This window comes from Actinokineospora auranticolor (assembly GCF_002934265.1).
GTDB classification, from domain to species: Bacteria; Actinomycetota; Actinomycetes; order Mycobacteriales; family Pseudonocardiaceae; genus Actinokineospora; species Actinokineospora auranticolor.
Genome location: NZ_PTIX01000011.1, coordinates 1 through 16,317, shown reverse-complemented (window position 1 = coordinate 16,317; position 16,317 = coordinate 1). Strand labels below are relative to the sequence as shown.

The 16,317-nt window shown below is 67.2% G+C and carries 10 protein-coding genes and 1 pseudogene; 4 read left to right on the top strand and 7 right to left on the bottom strand.

Going from position 1 to position 16,317, the window contains the following annotated elements:
• Positions 1–665: 665 nt before the first annotated feature.
• The 6 genes and pseudogenes from CLV40_RS39675 to CLV40_RS37305 form a co-directional block, all read right to left on the bottom strand.
• Complete coding sequence (locus tag CLV40_RS39675; RefSeq protein WP_245931433.1) at positions 666–953, bottom strand: hypothetical protein; 288 nt, start codon at positions 951–953, stop codon at positions 666–668.
• A 476-nt stretch (positions 954–1,429) separates the two neighbouring features.
• Positions 1,430–1,723: pseudogene (locus tag CLV40_RS39670) on the bottom strand (IS110 family transposase); the annotation flags it as partial.
• A 112-nt stretch (positions 1,724–1,835) separates the two neighbouring features.
• Entirely contained in the window at positions 1,836–2,396 is a 561-nt protein-coding gene (locus tag CLV40_RS41005) for a DDE-type integrase/transposase/recombinase (RefSeq protein ID WP_104480550.1), read from the bottom strand.
• Positions 2,311–2,745, bottom strand: a complete 435-nt coding sequence (locus CLV40_RS40815) for an IS3 family transposase (RefSeq protein WP_146108125.1) — start codon at positions 2,743–2,745, stop codon at positions 2,311–2,313. The genes CLV40_RS41005 and CLV40_RS40815 overlap by 86 nt, the downstream gene beginning before the upstream one ends.
• A gap of 126 nt (positions 2,746–2,871) precedes the next feature.
• Positions 2,872–3,123 carry a transposase gene (locus CLV40_RS40810; protein WP_146108124.1) on the bottom strand — a complete coding sequence of 84 codons (252 nt, stop codon included), beginning with the start codon at positions 3,121–3,123 and terminating at the stop codon, positions 2,872–2,874.
• A 62-nt stretch (positions 3,124–3,185) separates the two neighbouring features.
• Complete coding sequence (locus tag CLV40_RS37305; protein ID WP_146108123.1) at positions 3,186–3,542, bottom strand: hypothetical protein; 357 nt, start codon at positions 3,540–3,542, stop codon at positions 3,186–3,188.
• A gap of 689 nt (positions 3,543–4,231) precedes the next feature.
• Here CLV40_RS37305 and CLV40_RS20270 point away from each other — a divergent pair.
• From CLV40_RS20270 to CLV40_RS20260, 3 genes are read left to right on the top strand one after another with little or no spacing between them, the layout of a single operon-like run.
• Positions 4,232–7,318: an FG-GAP-like repeat-containing protein gene (locus tag CLV40_RS20270; RefSeq protein ID WP_181043615.1), complete on the top strand. Its 3,087-nt coding sequence runs from the start codon at positions 4,232–4,234 to the stop codon at positions 7,316–7,318.
• A 52-nt stretch (positions 7,319–7,370) separates the two neighbouring features.
• Positions 7,371–13,541 carry an RHS repeat domain-containing protein gene (locus CLV40_RS20265; RefSeq protein ID WP_146108122.1) on the top strand — a complete coding sequence of 2,057 codons (6,171 nt, stop codon included), beginning with the start codon at positions 7,371–7,373 and terminating at the stop codon, positions 13,539–13,541.
• Positions 13,542–13,564: 23 nt separating this feature from the next.
• A complete protein-coding gene (locus tag CLV40_RS20260) occupies positions 13,565–14,251 on the top strand; it encodes a hypothetical protein (protein ID WP_104480546.1) in 687 nt (228 codons plus the stop codon).
• A 664-nt stretch (positions 14,252–14,915) separates the two neighbouring features.
• Here the strand turns inward: CLV40_RS20260 and CLV40_RS20255 are convergent.
• The gene (locus CLV40_RS20255) at positions 14,916–15,812 is read right to left on the bottom strand and encodes a PAC2 family protein (RefSeq protein WP_104480545.1); all 897 of its coding nucleotides are present in this window, start codon (positions 15,810–15,812) and stop codon (positions 14,916–14,918) included.
• Positions 15,813–15,985: 173 nt separating this feature from the next.
• Here CLV40_RS20255 and CLV40_RS38130 point away from each other — a divergent pair, with 173 nt between their 5' ends.
• A complete protein-coding gene (locus CLV40_RS38130) occupies positions 15,986–16,123 on the top strand; it encodes a hypothetical protein (protein ID WP_181043614.1) in 138 nt (45 codons plus the stop codon).
• Positions 16,124–16,317: the final 194 nt, after the last annotated feature.

Genomic DNA, 16,317 nt, shown 5'->3' with positions numbered 1-16,317 from the left:
GAGAGCCAGCGCCTCGGGAACGTTTGATGGCCGGCTCTTACCTGAGGGGTGGCGGCGCAGATCCGGGCGGGTCCGTCATGCGGTGGTGGCAGCAGGTTTCGGTACAGCTCGGGAGCAGCGTGGTCAGGAGCGGTGTGTCGTATTCAGGCGGCCGGTCGCCAGCCCTGTTGATCAGCGCCTGTCCCGTCGAGCAGGGCTGTTTCCGGCGAGACGATGACGTTGCCGGTGAGGGTGAGCAGTCCCCGCGCGAGGACTACTGGCGAGACGGCGCCCCTGAGAGGGGCCGGGAGCGAACAGCCCCGCTCGCGCGGGGACGACCCTTATTGACCTGCGGCACTGTGGACCGTAACGCTGTTTCTTATTCACTTTGTGTTGAGGGTGAGGGGCGTCTCGATGATATGTGCGCATGTCGGTGTCGGGCTTGTGAGGGGGCCGGTTTGGACGTGGTTGCGGTCTTTCCACGTGAGGTGCTGTGCGCTGTCCGTGTGGGCGACTGGCGGAACGGAGGCACCATGGTGGTCTACAAGTGGTGTGCGAGGAAGAGGCAGCGCACTGAATTGGTCTACCAACGTCGGATGTCCAGGCGTATCGACTTGCTGTGAGCGAGGCAGCATCGGCGATCGAAGAGGAGCCATGTTCACGGAACAGGCGTCGACCTGCTGGCGTCAGTTCGATGGGGGAGGGGCAACCGGGCCGACAGCGGGAACGTCCACCCGCTGTCGGTTTTCGAGCAATAGGTGGACGATCAGGCGCCGTGTAAGACCCCACCCGCGCCGCGGCGGTACGGCGTGGTGTTGGCCAACGCCCGGCCAGGAGTCAGTCGGACAGGGCGGCGAAGGCGGCGAGGACGAACGTCCGTGTGAGCTGGCGGCTGCGCTCGGGGCGAGATGTTGGCCCTTGATGCTGGTGCCGGAGCTGAGGGTGACCGGGGCGATGCCGGTGTAGGCCGCCAGATGCCTCGAGGAGGCGAAATGGGAGGCGTCGCCGACTTTGAGCAGATGTGGGCGGCGGTCTTGACACCGATGCCGGGCATCGAGGTCAGGACCCCGGCAAGAGGGTGTGCATCAAGTATCCTCTCAACCTGCTCGGCACCCTGTTTCCGTTGCTGGAGAATGGTTTTCAGGCTGTCCGCCAGGCGCGGCAGGACGGTGTCGGCGGCGGCGGTGCCCGGGACGGTGACCGTCTGCTCGCCGAGGGCGGTCATGATCGCCTCGACCAGCTTGTCGCCGAGGCGGGGCGCGTGGACTTTCGCGATGGCGGCGAGTTTGTGGCGGCCAGCCTTGGCGATGCTGGCCGGTCCGCCGCAACGCGAGAGTGCCTCCAGGACGGCCGGGTGGCTGATCTGCGGGCCGATGGCGTGTTCGAGAGCGGGGTGGATCCCGGTGAGCAGCCCGCGGATCCGATTGGAGATGCGGGTGGCTTCGTCGGCCAGGTCGTCGTAGAACCCGACCAGCACCTCCAGCTCGGCCAGCGCCTCGTCACCGACATCCACCGGGCGCAGCGTGTGCGGCAGGCAACGGGCCGCGTCGGCGATAACGAACGCGTCCCGGGCATCGGTCTTGGCCCGGCCCGGGTAGAGGTCGGCGATACGGCGCATCGCCAGGCCGGGCAGGTAAGCCACCCGGTGACCGGCGGCGCGGGCGACCGCTACCGGCAACGCCCGATCGTGGCGGGCTGGTCGACCACCACCAGCAGTGTTGTGTGAGCGGCGAGCTTCTAACAGGGCTTCTAGTTTGGGTTCGGTGTTGGGCAGCGGGGCGTCGTGCAGCGGTTGCCGTCCGCGTGGTGGTTGTCCTTACCGACGTCCAAGCCGAGGAACACGCTGAAAATGCTGCTCATTCCCCATGCCGTTCGTTCGCCGCGTCGTGGTCACCGATCAGGCATCGAGCGCCGGCACCCACGTTACGACGAGACCCACCAATGAGGTTCCCCGATAAACTCAGAGGGGTGGTTGCCTGGCTTCGGTTGGGGATGCCGGGATGATGGATGGCTCGAGTTGGTCGGCGTACCGGGCGGTCTCGTACTCGTCGGGGCTGAGCCGGCCGAGCTCTTTCTGGATGCGCTGGGTGTTGTGCCTGGCGTCGATGTAGCTGAAGATCGCGTGGTCGGCCTCGTCGCGGGTGCGCCAGGAGTTTGCGGTATGCGAGTTCGATCTTCGGTGTGGAGAAGAAGTTCTCCATCGGCGCGTTGTCGTGGGAGTCGCCGACCGACCCCATCGACGGCGGGATCCCGTTGTTCGCCAGGCGTTGCGCGAAGCGGATCGAGGTGTAGGTGGTCGAGCCGCGGTCGCTGTGGTGGATCAACTCGCCTTTACGGACATCCCGGGACCGGATCGCGTACTCTAGGGCGCCGAGCACGAGGGTGGTGTCGCGGCCGTCGCTGGTCTTCCAGCCCACGGTCCGGTTGGAGAACGCGTCCCGGACCGCGGCCGGTCAGAACACGCCCTCGCCGGTGGGGATGCGGGTGGCGTCGGCGACCCACAGCCGGTCCCGGGGCCGGGGCGGTGAAGTCCCGGTTGACCAGATCCGGCGCCGGTGTGGCTCGTGGATCACGCCGGGTCGAGGGTGTTCGCCACTTCTTGCGCAGGAACGCGCCCTGCGACTCATGGCCGCGCATCAGCCGTTCGACCCGTTTGCGCGACACCCCGGTCCCGTGGCGGCGCAGGGTCGCGTACACCCGCGGGCTGTCGTAGGGTGCCGCCTGAGGTGGTGTAGATGTCCACGATCTCGGCCACCAGCTCCTCATCCTGACGCTGCCGCGGTGACGGGTCCGCCTGGCGCTGGACCCAGCCGTAGTAGGTGGAGGAGGCGATACCGAGGACCCGGAGGATGGGCTCGACCCCGAAGCGGCCGCGAAGCTGTGACACGAGCGTCACGACCGTCGCCGGGTCGAGTTCCGCGTTCTCCCGCCGAAGCCCTCGCAGCTCGTCGGACTCACTGGCCGTGGACCGGCCGTCACGCTCGCCGCAGTCGGCCTCGTCCTGCCGGAGCAGTTACGCAGTGCTTCGAGACGCACCCCGAGCTGCTCGGCCAGCCGCCGGACTACCGGCTTGGGATCCGACTCCCGATACAGCCGGACCGCACGAGCCCTCAGCTCATCGGGGTACTTCTTCGGTGCTGCCACGGACGACTCCCTTCAGATCCTATCGGACCATGCTTGAAAGTCTCCGAGCTACCGGGGGAACCTCAACGGGAATACAACGGGCGTTCCAACCGGTCGGCCTTCTCGGCCGGGTATGCGCGCCAGCCCGCCTCGGTCCTGGCATAGACCGCTGGGAGGAGCTCTACGAGCACTCGACGCTTCACCGCATCAGCGCCCTGATCAGCGGTATCGACAGGGCCCCGGCGGGGTTCTTGCCGTCGTCGGCGTGCATGCGGCTGACGACCGGGAGCCAGGGTTAGCTCGCCTTCGGCCTTGTTGTCGTGCAGGTAGAACCCGGTGTCGTGGGGCTCGATCGTCTTGATCTCCACCACGGCAGCTCGGTTCGGCGGCGCGTGTTCGGTGTTCAGCTTCTCGTACTCCGCGCTTCGGCAGGTCAGCACGACCTACAGGCCCTCGCTCGCCGCGTCGATCGCGGCGAGCGCCGAGGGCATCAGTGCCGTGGGAATCTCGCCCAACCCATCCAATACGGCCATGACCGGTTCGCGGCCACCAGCCCTGCCGCGCCCGAGGCGCTCAGGACGGCGGGGTATTCCTCATGCGCCCTGGCGCGGCTCGGCAATTGCGCGACGAGTTGCTCGCCCAGACCGTCGGGCCAGTCGCCGGCTCCGAGTTCTCGGTCGTGTCCATGCCGGACCCAGTTCGACCATCAGGTGCTCGTTCGTGATTGGAGGCGGCGCCGCTCGTGTTGCGTCCCGAACCTCTGGCGTTGTGCAGTCTGTTCCTTAGTGGCGGGTGGTGCGGTCACCACTGTGTTCTGTCCCTCACAGGGACGTGATTGGCGAGGTGCCGTCCGCCGTCCGGCGGTGGGGGCATCCCCGCGCGTGGGAGAGCGCAGGGGAAGGGTCTCCAGGTGGTGTCCCTTGTTGATGATGCGTCGGTGTCCGCCTCACGGGCAGAGCGAATTTCTCGTTGGTCGTTTTCTCGCTAGCTGGTGTCATGATCAGGTGTTTTGTTGAGCCCGTGGGGTTGATTGCCTCTTGTTGTCGATCTCTCCAGGCTGCATAGTCCCGTGTGCGTCGACTGGGGTCGCGCTTCTGGGGAGCGCGCGTGGTGAATGGATGGGGTATCCGTGTTCGGACGACTTGGCGTGCTCGCGTGCGCACTCAGCACCGCGGTGGTCGTGCTGCCGGTAGTTCCCGCCGCCGCGCAGCGATCTTCGCAACCGGTGGTAGCGGTCACCGAGGCTGCGACGGAATCGGCCGCGCGGGTGGCCGCGCGGGTGTCGGGTCGGCGGGTCGAGGTTCTCGACCAGCGTTCGGAGTCGGCGCAGGTATTCGTCAACCCCTCGGGGTCGTTGACACTCGAGCAGACCGGGAAGCCAGTGCGGACCAGGAAGAACGGGGCGTGGGTCGACATCGACACGTCTCTGCGGCTCGACGGTGGTCGGGTCGTCGCGGGCGCTACCGCGGTCGACGTGAGCTTTTCGCCCGGTGGCTCATCGCCGTTGATGGCGTTCAGTCGCAACGGCAAGCGGATGGCCCTGTCGTGGCCGGGTGTGCTCCCGGCGCCGGTGCTCTCCGGTGACACGGCGACCTATCCCGAGGTGTTGAAGGGCGTGGACCTGCAGCTGCGCGCGGAGGCCGGCGGTGCGCGGTTGCTGGTCGTGGTGAAGGACCGTGAAGCGGCGGCGAACCCGGAGTTGGCGGAGCTTCGGTACCGCTACAGCGTTTCCGGTCTGCGACTGCGCCAGGAGGGCGGCTCGGGCGCGGTGTCGGCTGTGGACGACTCGGGTGCGGTCGTGTTCGCGGCCGGTACACCGGTGATGTGGGACTCGAGCGACGCCCAGCCCGCAGCTCGGAGGGCTCAGGTCTCGCAGGAGGACGGGCCCTCGCGCAAGGAAGCGGCGATGCCGGTGCGGCTCGACCGCGCCGAGCTCGCGGTCGTGCCGGACGCGGAGCTGCTCTCGGCGCCGGACACGGTGTACCCGGTGTCGATCGACCCGTGGTTCACCGCGGACACGTGGGCGTGGACGTATGTGAACAGGAAGTTCCCCAACCAGTCGTACTGGTCGTCCGGGCGTGAGGTGGGAACGAACTCGGGCTACGAGTCGACCGACGGCACGACGCAGCGGGCGTACTTCCGGATGGGAACGAGCGCGGTCAACGGCAAGGACATCATCAGCGCGACCTTCCGCGCGAACATGTACCACAGCTGGTCGTGCGCGAAGACCGAGACGCAGTTGTGGGCCGGTGGCGACATCGGCCCGGGCACGACGTGGAACAACCAGCCGTGGCGGCGCTACATCACCTCGGTGACCGCGGCGAAGAAGTCCGGTGGGACCGGGGATTGCGCCCCGGGGATCGTGGAGTTCGACGCGAAGTCCGCGGTCGTGGAGGCGGCGGCGAACAACTACGCGAACACCGTGCTGTCGCTGCAGGCACCGGTGGACCGCGAAAACGCCAACGACACGCAGTCGTGGAAGAAGTTCAGCTCCGACCCGAAGCTGGTGATCGAGTACAACTCGACCCCGGACACGCCCTCGGCGCTCTACGCCGACATCAACCTGCCGTGCGCCTCGGGCGTCAACCGGCCGGTCACGAACACCTCGCCCACGTTGTTCGCCACGGGCACCGATCCCGACAGCGCGAACGTGCAGTTGCAGTTCGAGTGGGCCAAGCTCGACGGCACCGCGGTGGGCGGTTACACGACGCCGGCTCTGGCCTCGGGAACCCGGTTCTCCGCAGTGATCCCGACCTCGAGCTTGGCGGACGGAGTCGCGTACAAGTGGCGCGTCCGCGGGGCGGACAGCCGGGTGTCCGGCCCGTGGAGCGGGTACTGCGAGTTCGGCTACGACACCACCAGACCCACCGCGGTTCCGGGGGTGAGTTCGTCGTCGTTCCCCGAGAACGACCTGGGCATCGCGGCCGGGTCGCGGGGCGAGTTCACCTTCACCTCGGCAGACCCGGACGTCTACGGCTACCGCTATGGGCTAACGGAGAACACGACGTACTTCGTTGCCGCAGGCCCCGGGACCGGACGCCCAGCGACGGTGCCGGTGGTCGCGCCGTCGAGCACGTTGTTGACGCTGTACGTCTACAGCATCGACAAGGCGGGCAACAGGTCCGACACCTACCGGGCGTATCCGTTCTACCCCGACGAGCCCGCGTCGACCTCGCACGTCAAGCACGACGTCAACGGTGACGGTCTGGCCGACGTGGCCGCGATGCGCCAGCTCGACAGCGACGAGTCCGACTTCCTGAGCTTCACCTCCTCCGGCACCGGCCTCTACCCGATGACGCAGAGTTGGTACAGCGGCCCGAACACGGCGTTCCTGCCCGACCGAACCAAGGTCCTGGAGGGCGATGCGAACGGCGACGGCCGTAGCGACCTGCTGGTACTGCGTGACGACGGCGGCTACCGGGTGACGTTGTGGGTGTTCTACGGCAACGGTCTCGGCTACACCGCGCCCTCGGCTCCGGCCTGGGACAGCGGTCCCAACGGATGGGACCTCAACCGGGTCAAGGCCACCATCGGCGATGTCAACGGCGACGGCAAGGACGATGTCATCGCGTTCTACAACTACTTCAACGCCACCTTCTCCATCTTCACCCTCCTCAGCACCGCGACCGGAGCGCAGGCACCCACCACGTGGTGGAACACCCCGCCGGGCTCGGCGGAGTGGGCCAACCTGTCGGTGATCTCCGGCGACTTCAACGGTGACGGCAAGGACGACGTCGGCTGCACCTACGACTACGGCAACGCGCAGACCAGGTTGTGGTACCAGTACTCGACCGGGACCGCGTTCGGCGGCGGCGTCATGGCCTGGGACAGCGGTGTCAACAACTGGAGTATGGGCCGGGGCAAGTACGTGGTCACCGACGCCAACGGTGACGGCAAGGACGACCTCGTGGCGTTCTACAACTACTACAACGCCACCTTCAGCGTGTTCACGTTCAAGTCGACCGCGACCGGAGCGCTGGCTCCCACCGTCTGGTGGAACAATCCGCCGGGCAACGCCGAGTGGACGAACATGACGCCGTTCGCGGGTGACGTCGACGGCGACGGGGACGGCGACATCGGCTTCGCCTACCAGTACGCCAACCGGCGCACCGCGCTGTGGTTGAACTACTCCACCGGATCGGCGTACGGAGCACCGCTGGAGAAGTGGAACAGCGGCGACAACGGACTCGACTCCACCCGCACCCGGTACTTCTGACCCACACCGCTTCCGTCCGCACGGCCACATCCGGCACTCGGGGAGATCAGCCATGCCCGCAGCTCAATGGAAACTGTCTCTACGCCTGACGGCGGTCGCGGCGATCGCCGCCCTGGCCGCGGGTGCGATGCCGGAATCGGTCGCCGCCGCCGCGCCGGAGCGAGACCGCGAGATCGCGCTCCCCGCCCCGCAGCGGGAACTCTCGGTACCGGTGCGCCTGGCCGACGCCCCGATCAAAACCGACCCCGCCCCCAAGCACGCCTTGGGCGCCACACCGGCGGTGGCATGGCCCAATGGGGTTGATACCGAGGTCGACCTCGGCGCCACTACCGGCTTGGTCAAGGCGGCCCAATCGCCGCTCTCGGTGAGCAGGCCACAGGCGGCCAAGGCGGGCCTTGCCGCACCGGGCAAGGTTCGGGTTCGCTCCGTGGAGACGAAGTCGCCCGGCTCATTGGCTTTCCGGGTGGATGGCGGTCAGACCAAGCCGGGCGTGCGGGTGTCGGTCGACTACGGCCGGTTCCGCTCGGCTTTCGGCGGTGACTGGGCGTCGCGGCTACGGCTCGCGCGCCTGCCCGAGTGCGCTCTGTCCACTCCGGACAAGCAGGAGTGCGCGCCGACGGAGGTCGCCTCGACCAACGACACCAAGGCCGGGACGATCGCCACGGACGGCGTCGCCGATGGCCGCATGTACGCTCTCGTAGCCGGCCCCTCCGGCGGTGGTGGCGACTTCGGCGCCAGCGCGCTCGCTCCGTCGTCCACCTGGAACGCGGGCGGCTCCTCGGGCGAGTTCACCTGGTCGTACCCGATGCGGGTACCTCCGACGCTGGGTGGCGCCGCGCCGCAGGTGTCGCTGGCGTACTCGTCGGGCAGCGTGGACGGTCGCACCGCTTCGACCAACAACCAGCCGTCGTGGGTCGGTGAGGGCTTCGAGCTGTCCGTCGGCGGCCATGTGGAACGCCGGTACAAGGCCTGCGCCGATGACCTCGGCGGCAACAACGGCCAGACCAAGACCGGTGACCTGTGCTGGGGCACCGAGAACGCGTACGTCACGTTGGGCGGCAAGGCCAGCGAGCTGATCCGCAACGACGCCGACGGCGTGTGGAAGCTCAAGAACGACGACGGCTCGCGCGTGGAGAAGACCACCACCTCCGGCAACGGCGACAACAACGGCGAATCCTGGCGCATCACCACCGTCGACGGTACCCAGTACCACTTCGGCACCCGTGCGACGTCGAATTCGGTGTGGACGGTGCCGGTGTTCGGCAACAACTCCGGTGAGGACTGCTACGTCACCGGGTCGTTCGCGACCTCGTGGTGCCAGCAGGCTTACCGCTGGAACCTCGACTACGTGGTAGATCCCAACGGCAATACCACCGTTTACACCTACCAGACCGAGTCCAACCTCTACGGCCGCAACCTCGCCTCCGCCGGCGCCACTTACCACCGCGGTGGCTGGCTCGACCGCATCGACTACGGCACCAACAACGCGGTCACCACCGCCCAGGCCCCGATGCGCGTGCAGTTCACCGCCGCCGACCGCTGCGTCACCGCGGGCGCCACATGCACGTCCTCGACGCCGTCGAACTGGCCGGACGTGCCCTGGGACCAGAACTGCGCGAGCGGCACCTGCGCGGGCAAGGTCTCACCCACCTTCTGGACCCAGAAACGGCTGAACAAGATCACCACCCAGGTCTGGGGCGGCACCGCCTACCGCGACGTCGACTCCTGGACGCTTGACCACCGCTACCTCGACCCGGGCGACAGCACCAGCGCGGCCCTGTGGCTGGAGTCGATCAAGCACACCGGCCTGGTCGGCGGCACCGCGACCGTGCCCGAGGTCAACTTCAACGAGGTCCCGCTCAGCAACCGCGTCGACGGCATCGACACCCTGCCGCCGCTGGTGCGCTACCGCATCTCGTCCATCGCCAACGAGACCGGCGGCCAGATCGCCGTGACCTACTCCGACCGCGAGTGCAACCGCAACGGCGCCATGCCCACCTCACCGGACTCCAACACCAAACGCTGCTTCCCGACTTACTGGACCCCCGACGGCCAACCCCAGCTGCTGGACTGGTTCCACAAATACGTCGTTACCAGCGTCACCGAGTCCGACAACACCTCCGGCGGCCGCCCGGTCCTCACCAGCTACGAGTACATCAACACCCCCGCCTGGCACTACGACGACGAGGACGGCCTCGTCCCCGCCTCGCGCAAAACGTGGTCCCAGTGGCGCGGCTACGGCCAGGTCGGCGTCATCGTCGGTGACTCCACCGTCACCAAGACCCGCACGGTCACCACCTACCTGCGCGGGATGGACGATGACAAACTCGCCAACGGCACGCGCCGCGACATCTGGGTCGCCGACGGCGCGGGCGGCACCATCGAGGACAAGAACGTGCTCGCGGCCTCAACCCGCGAGACCGTGACCTACAGGTCGGCTACCGACAACACCGTGATCTCCGCGACGGTGGTCGATCCGTGGATCTCCCCGGCCAAGGCCACGAATGTCCGTCCTTGGGGCACCACGACGGCACATCTGGTCACCAACACCAGTGTCCGAACCAGGACTGCCCTCGACGCGGGCGGCTGGCGCAACACCCGCGTCGACACCACCGTTGACGAGACCAGCGGGCAGCCGCTGACCGTGTCCGACCTCGGGGACGTCGCCACATCGACCGACGACCTGTGCACGAAGACGACCTACGCGGTCAATTCCACAGCGTGGCTGCTCGCCTACCCGAGTCGCCAGGAGATCTTGGGTGTCGCCTGCACCGGCACCGCCTCGTATCCCGCGGACCTGGTCTCCGACAAGCGTACCTACTACGACGGTGCGACCGTGCACGGCACGCCCCCTACAAAGGGGAACATCACGAAGACAGAGGTCGCGAAGTCGTGGGGTGGATCCGCGCCCGCCTATGTGGTCAGCGACCGTGCGACCCATGACCAATACGGCCGTGCGGTCGAGTCATGGGACGCGGCGGGCGAGCGCAGCACCATGGCGTTCACCCCGGCCACGGGCGGGCCGGTGACGCAGACGGTGATCACCAACCCGCTCGGCCACGCCATCACCACCGGTGTCGAGCCCGCCTGGGGGACCCCTGTATCGGTCAGTGACGCGAATGCGCGTCGAACCGATGTGCAGTACGACGCCCTCGGTCGTTTGTCCAAGGTGTGGTTGCCGGGTAGGCCGATCACCTTGAGTGCCAGCATCGAGTACCAATACGTGCTGCAGACCGGTGCGGCCAACTACGTCGCCACCAAGTCCCTACGGGTCGATGGCAGCACCTACACCTACACCTACGCCTTCTACGACGGTCTCCTGAGGCCTCGCCAGACTCAGGCGCCGTCGCCTGGTGTCGCCGGTGGTCGAGTCATCAGTGAGGTCCACTACGACGCACGTGGTTCGGCCTTCAAGAGCAATGGGCCGTTCTACAACAGCGCTCCTCCGGACTACACCCTGGTCACGCCGGTCAATGACAACGATGTCCCCAACCAGACGGTGACCGAGTTCGACGGGGTCGGCCGAAAGACAGCCGAGATCCTCCGAGAGATGGGCGCCGAGAAGTGGCGGACCACGTCGACCTACGGCGGCGACCGTGTGCACGTGGACCCGCCCGTGGGTGCCACCCCCACTACGACGATCACCGACGCCAGGGGCAAGACCACGGAGCTGCGGCACTACCTCGGCTCTGCTCCGACGGGGACGTACCAGAGTACGACCTACACCTACACCCATGCGGCGGAACTGGCCACGGTCACCGACCCCGCAGGCAGCGTGTGGCGAAACTACTACGACCTGCGGGGCTTCAAGACCCGGGAAGAGGACCCAGCGAAGGGGGCGACTAATTACACCTTCGACGACGCCGGCCGCCTGAGCAGTTCGACGGACGCGCGCAACGTCACCCTCGCCTACGAGTACGACAAGCTTTCCAGGAAGAAGGCCGTCTACGACGGTTCGCTGATCGGCACGAAGCGCGCGGCGTGGACATATGACACTGCGGCAAACGGCATCGGCATGGCCGCGTCGAGTACGCGCTTCGACAACCAGAACGCCTATACGACGACAATCAACGGCTACGACACCGGCGGCAGGTCGACCGGCACCACGGTCACCATCCCCGCGGCGGAAGGTGCACTTGCGGGCTCGTACTCGACCACTGCGGCGTACCGCCCCAACGGAAGTCTGGAAAGCCTCGCTTACCCCGCGGTCGGCGGACTTCCCGGTGAGACCGTCGCGATCGGCTACAACGCCCTGGGACTGCCCGACACCCTCACCGGAGCGAGCAGCTACGTCAAACAGACCACCTACACCGACGTCGGTGAACTCGGCCAGCTGGTCACCTCGACCGCGGCGACAGGCAAGAAGGTTACCCAGACCTTCTACTACGAGCGCGGAACGCGGCGGTTGTCGCAGTTGCGCCTCGACCGCCAGGCGACCGGGCTGAACCAGGGAAATCTCTACTTCTCCTACGACGAGGCGGGCAACGTCAAGCGGATCGCGGACCTGCCGATCGGGCTCGCGTCGGACATCCAGTGCTTCCGCCACGACAGCCAGCAGCGGATCACCGAGGCTTGGACTCCCTCGACGGACAACTGCGCGACCAACCCGACCGTCGGCGGGCTCGGTGGTCCGGCTCCGTACTGGCAGTCCTACGCCTACGACGCGATCGGTAAGAGGACCGGCGAAACGCAACATGCCGCGGCCGGCGACACGACCAGGACATACACGTATCCGGCGACCGGTCAGCCGAGGCCGACCAGTCTCAGCCGGGTCACCACGACCAAGCCCGGTGTGCCGACGACCACCGACGCGTTCACCTACAACGACGCTGGTGACACCCTCACGAGGAATGTGGCAGGCCAACCGGGACACACGCTGACCTGGGACGCCGAAGGCTCGCTCGCCTCGGACACCGCGGGTGGGCAGACCACGACCTTCCTCTACACCGCCGAGGGGGAGCGACTGCTGCGTCGTGACCCGACCCACACGACTCTGTACCTCGGTGACACGGAGCTGCGGTGCAACCGAGCCGCGGGCACTGTCACGGGGACTCGCTACTACACGTTCGCCGATCGTGTCATCGGCGCGAGGACCGCCGCCGGTGTCACGTGGTTCTCCGCCGACCACCACGGCACGAGCCACTTCGCGATCGACGCGGTCACCCTGGATGTCCAGCGCAAGCGGTATCTCCCGTTCGGTGGCAGTCGTGGGGCCGCGCCCGGCGTGTGGCCCGGCGAACGCTCGTTCGTGAACGGCACCACCGACGCCAGTACGGGTCTGGTCCACCTCGGCGCGCGTGAGTACGACCCGGCGGTCGGCCGGTTCATCTCGGTGGACCCGGTTCTGGACGTCACCGATCCACAGCAGATGAACGGGTATGCCTACGGCAACGGCAATCCCGTTACGTTGAGCGACCCCGGTGGCGATTTCTCCGACTGCGGATGCGCGTCTGATCGTTACGGCTATGACAACGTGCTCTACGAAGCCAACGGCTTGAGCCCGATCACCGCCGCCGCGGCGAAGGCATACCTGAAACCCGCGCAGCGGGACCGTTGGCAGGCAGCGGTGAACCGCGCGACCCAACGAGCCTTGATCCCGAAGCCCAAACCGCGCCCGTGGGCGAAGGACATGGAGCGCGTCAAGGCCGAGGTGGCGCAGCGGGTAGCCGACGGCAGGTCCTATGACGAACTTCTGGACTACGACAACGGTGCGCCCTCCCATATCCAGGAGGCGATGCGGGAGGAACTGCACTCGGAGCTGTGCAAGTCCTACAAGGAGAACTGCGTCGACATCGGGATCGAGATCGCCTCGGCCACGGTCTTTGTCGCCGCTCCGATCGGTGTCGGCACGAAGAAGTTCGAGTCCGCTGACATCGTGCGCTCGGCTACGGAGCAGGTGCTCACGGAGAACACGATGGAGACCCTGATCGAGGAAAACCTGTCGGAAGCCGAGATCAGGGTCATGAGGGAGAAGCCGATGCTTACCCGGATGTTCGCGGGCACAGCGGTGCACCGGGCCACCGAAAAGATTTTGGCGAGACTCTTCCCGAAACGGTTCGAGTACAACGCGTCTCGTGGACCGGACTACTTCGACAAGCAGAACAACACGCACGTCGAGTTGACCACTCGTGGGCAGGTCACGGCCCATTACCAGAGGGGTGGTGCGTATAAGGACACCGCCTACGTGGCCTACAATCTGAACATGATGGCCTCACAACGGTGAACAGGAGTCGGACCGTGTCGTCAGTGCGGCGTTTGGAGTTGGAAGGCGTTCACGTCGACGAGTCCTTCGTGGGGCTCGAACTGGACTACTTCGACGCGATGTCGGCACGGTTCGACCGCTGCGCGTTCGACAAGAGCAGGATCCGTCGAGCATGCTTCGGGTCGGGGACCGAGGTCACCGAGTACGTTGACTGCACGTTCGACGGGGCGCACATCAGTGCCCCGTCGCCCGGCGTGGCGCGGTTCGAGCGTTGCGCTTTCCGGGACGCAAAGTTGTCGAAATGGCTTTGCGAGTCGGTCGAGTTTGTCGACTGTGTATTTACCGGGCGGATTAGCGAGGTAAACTTCACCGCGGCCCGGCGTGGCGGTCGAAACCGTTTCGAACGTAACGACTTCAGCGCTGCCACCTTGGTCGGAGTCGCTTTCCGTGGCGGCATCGACCTGCTTGACCAGCGATTGCCCGCGACTGGTGCGCATATGGTGGAGGATAGTGATGTCACGATCCCGAAAATGCTGGTTCTCGCTGAGGCGTGGCCGCCCTCTCGTATCAAAGACGTCGTCGTGTCGTATCTGGAAGTGCTCCTCCCGCGCGTGCGGAACGGACAGCGGCACGTATTGTTCACGGCCGCGACCTGGGATCAGCGAAGCTACGACGGTCTGGACGTATACAGGACACTCGTGGATCTCGCGGGCCTCAGCGGCGGCCGGTGATCTGGCGTCGGTGGAGCGCTGTCCCGAGTTCGAGGCGCACGTCAGGGGAAGTCCGTCCGCTGGGACCGCTCGGGCAAGGCAACCACCGCCTTCGGTGAGGTGTTCGTCCCCGGAGGACCGAGCTACCGCTGCCATGCGCACCACAGTGACCTCGACCGGCCAGCCGCGACCACCCGGGTGTCGTTCCCAGGCGGGTGACCGGAACGAAGCCACAGCCGAACCGGGGTTCCGGCACGCCGCCTCTGCTTCGAAACCGGAAGGCTTTCGTGCGGTATTCCTGGCCTGGCCGCCTCGACAGGCGGACCGACGGTCGAGCGGCCATTGCACGTGGTGGTCCCGCTCCCGGGCCGCCTCGCCGGTGGCCGGCTTCATCGCCGCGGTCCGCAGGAACACCGGGTTCGCCTGACCACCGTTGTCGGCAAGGAACCGGCATAGCGAAGGCGCTTACGCCATCGCCGGGGTGACGAGAGCGTCCCGATGCACATCGGCCCGCTGCAGAACACTCGCGTCCTCCGGCACCGAATCAAAGGACGTCCCGGGAGACGCGCACGCCGCCTACCGATGCTTGGTCGAGGCCCGCTGCACCAGCCGACTGATCTGGAAGTCGATCGGTCTCGGTTGGTTCCTCGCCTGCGTCGAAGTCCGGGCCACGACCGGCGGCGGCTCAGTTGTCGCGGGGTTGTTCGGACAGGAAGCGTTCGAATGCGGCGCCCAGTTCGTCGGCGCTGGGGACTTGTTCGGTGTCGGTGAGCAGGGTTTCGGGGCTGCTGGTGAAGGCGTCGTACTGTTGTTCGAGGCCGTGGACCAGTTCGGTGATCTCGTCGGAGTCGGCGATTTGCCTGGCGATCTCGGCGTTGGCGCGGGCGGCGGCTTCGCGCAGGGGGTCGGTCGTGGTGACCAGGCCCGCGGCGGAGGTCAGGGCGTCGAGGAGCTTGAGGGCGGCGGCCGGGTAGGTGCTCTGGGCGAGGTAGTGCGGTACGTACGCGGCGAGGCCCATTGCGTCGTGGCCGGCCTGTCCGAGGCGGTACTCCAGCAGCGCCGACAGGTGACCCGGCACCTGCACCCGGCTGAACGGGGACTTGTCGGTGACCAGCTCGGGCCGGGTGGCGTGCGAGATGACCGTCAGCTCCCTGGTGTGCGGCACACCCATCGGGATGCCGTGGAAACCGATGGTCAGCCGCACCCCCCACCGCTCGACGAGTCCGCGCACGGCCGCGGCGACGGCCTCCCAACCCCGGTCCGGCTCGGGCCCGGCCAACAGCAGGAACGGCGTGCCTAGCGCGTCGTGCAGGAGGTGGACGACCAGTTCGGGGGCGGCGTAGTCGACCCAGCGGTCGGTGTCGTAGGTCATCGCGGGGCGGCGGGCGCGGTAGTCGATGAGGTCGTCGACGTCGAAGCGGGCCACGACCCGGTGCTCGTGGGTCTCCAGCAGGTGGGCGGCCACCGTCGCCCCGGCGGAGCCCGCGTCCATGAAGCCGTCGACGTGGTGCAGCAGCACGACCCCGGCCAGGTCGGGGACATCCGAGTCGATCTCGACCAGGTCGTCCGGGTCCAGCGCCACCACATACCTCCCACGATCAGGACTTTGTCCTGCTCAACGCCCCGGACGGCCGCGCAATTCCCCGTCGGCCGAGGTTTCACGACCGTGCGTCCCCGGCGGCGTGACGCGCACCTCCTCGCCTCGGTCTCGCCTCGGTCACCGGGCGGTGGGCGCGGGAGCCCGGGAGTCAGGTGGTGCCGGGGTGGGCGCTGGACCCCATCGAGGTGACCGTGTCCGGGGAGGGGCGGCTGGGCCCCGGCGGCACGGTGCCGGACCTGTTCATCGCCGATGGGTCCCCGAACGGTTCGCAGGCGTTGGAGAAAGTCAGCTGATCCCTTGGCGTGCGTCGGAGGGGGACGGCGATCAGTGGTAAGTGTGGGCGCCCGCCCGCGGGTTGACTGGGAACGTGGTGTGGGGCTGGCTGGGGATTCCCTAGGCCCTGTCCTCAAAGCCAGAGGGTGAGGGCGGCGAGGTCGATCATGGCTTGGTAGGACAGGGCGGTCTTGTCGTAGCGGGTGGCGATCGC

Excerpts from the sequence above, each read along its gene's own strand:
- CLV40_RS40815 (WP_146108125.1), bottom strand. The coding sequence starts at position 2,745 with ATGAGGAGCTGGTGGCCGAGATCGTGGACATCTACACCACCTCAGGCG.
- CLV40_RS20265 (WP_146108122.1), top strand. The coding sequence starts at position 7,371 with ATGCCCGCAGCTCAATGGAAACTGTCTCTACGCCTGACGGCGGTCGCG.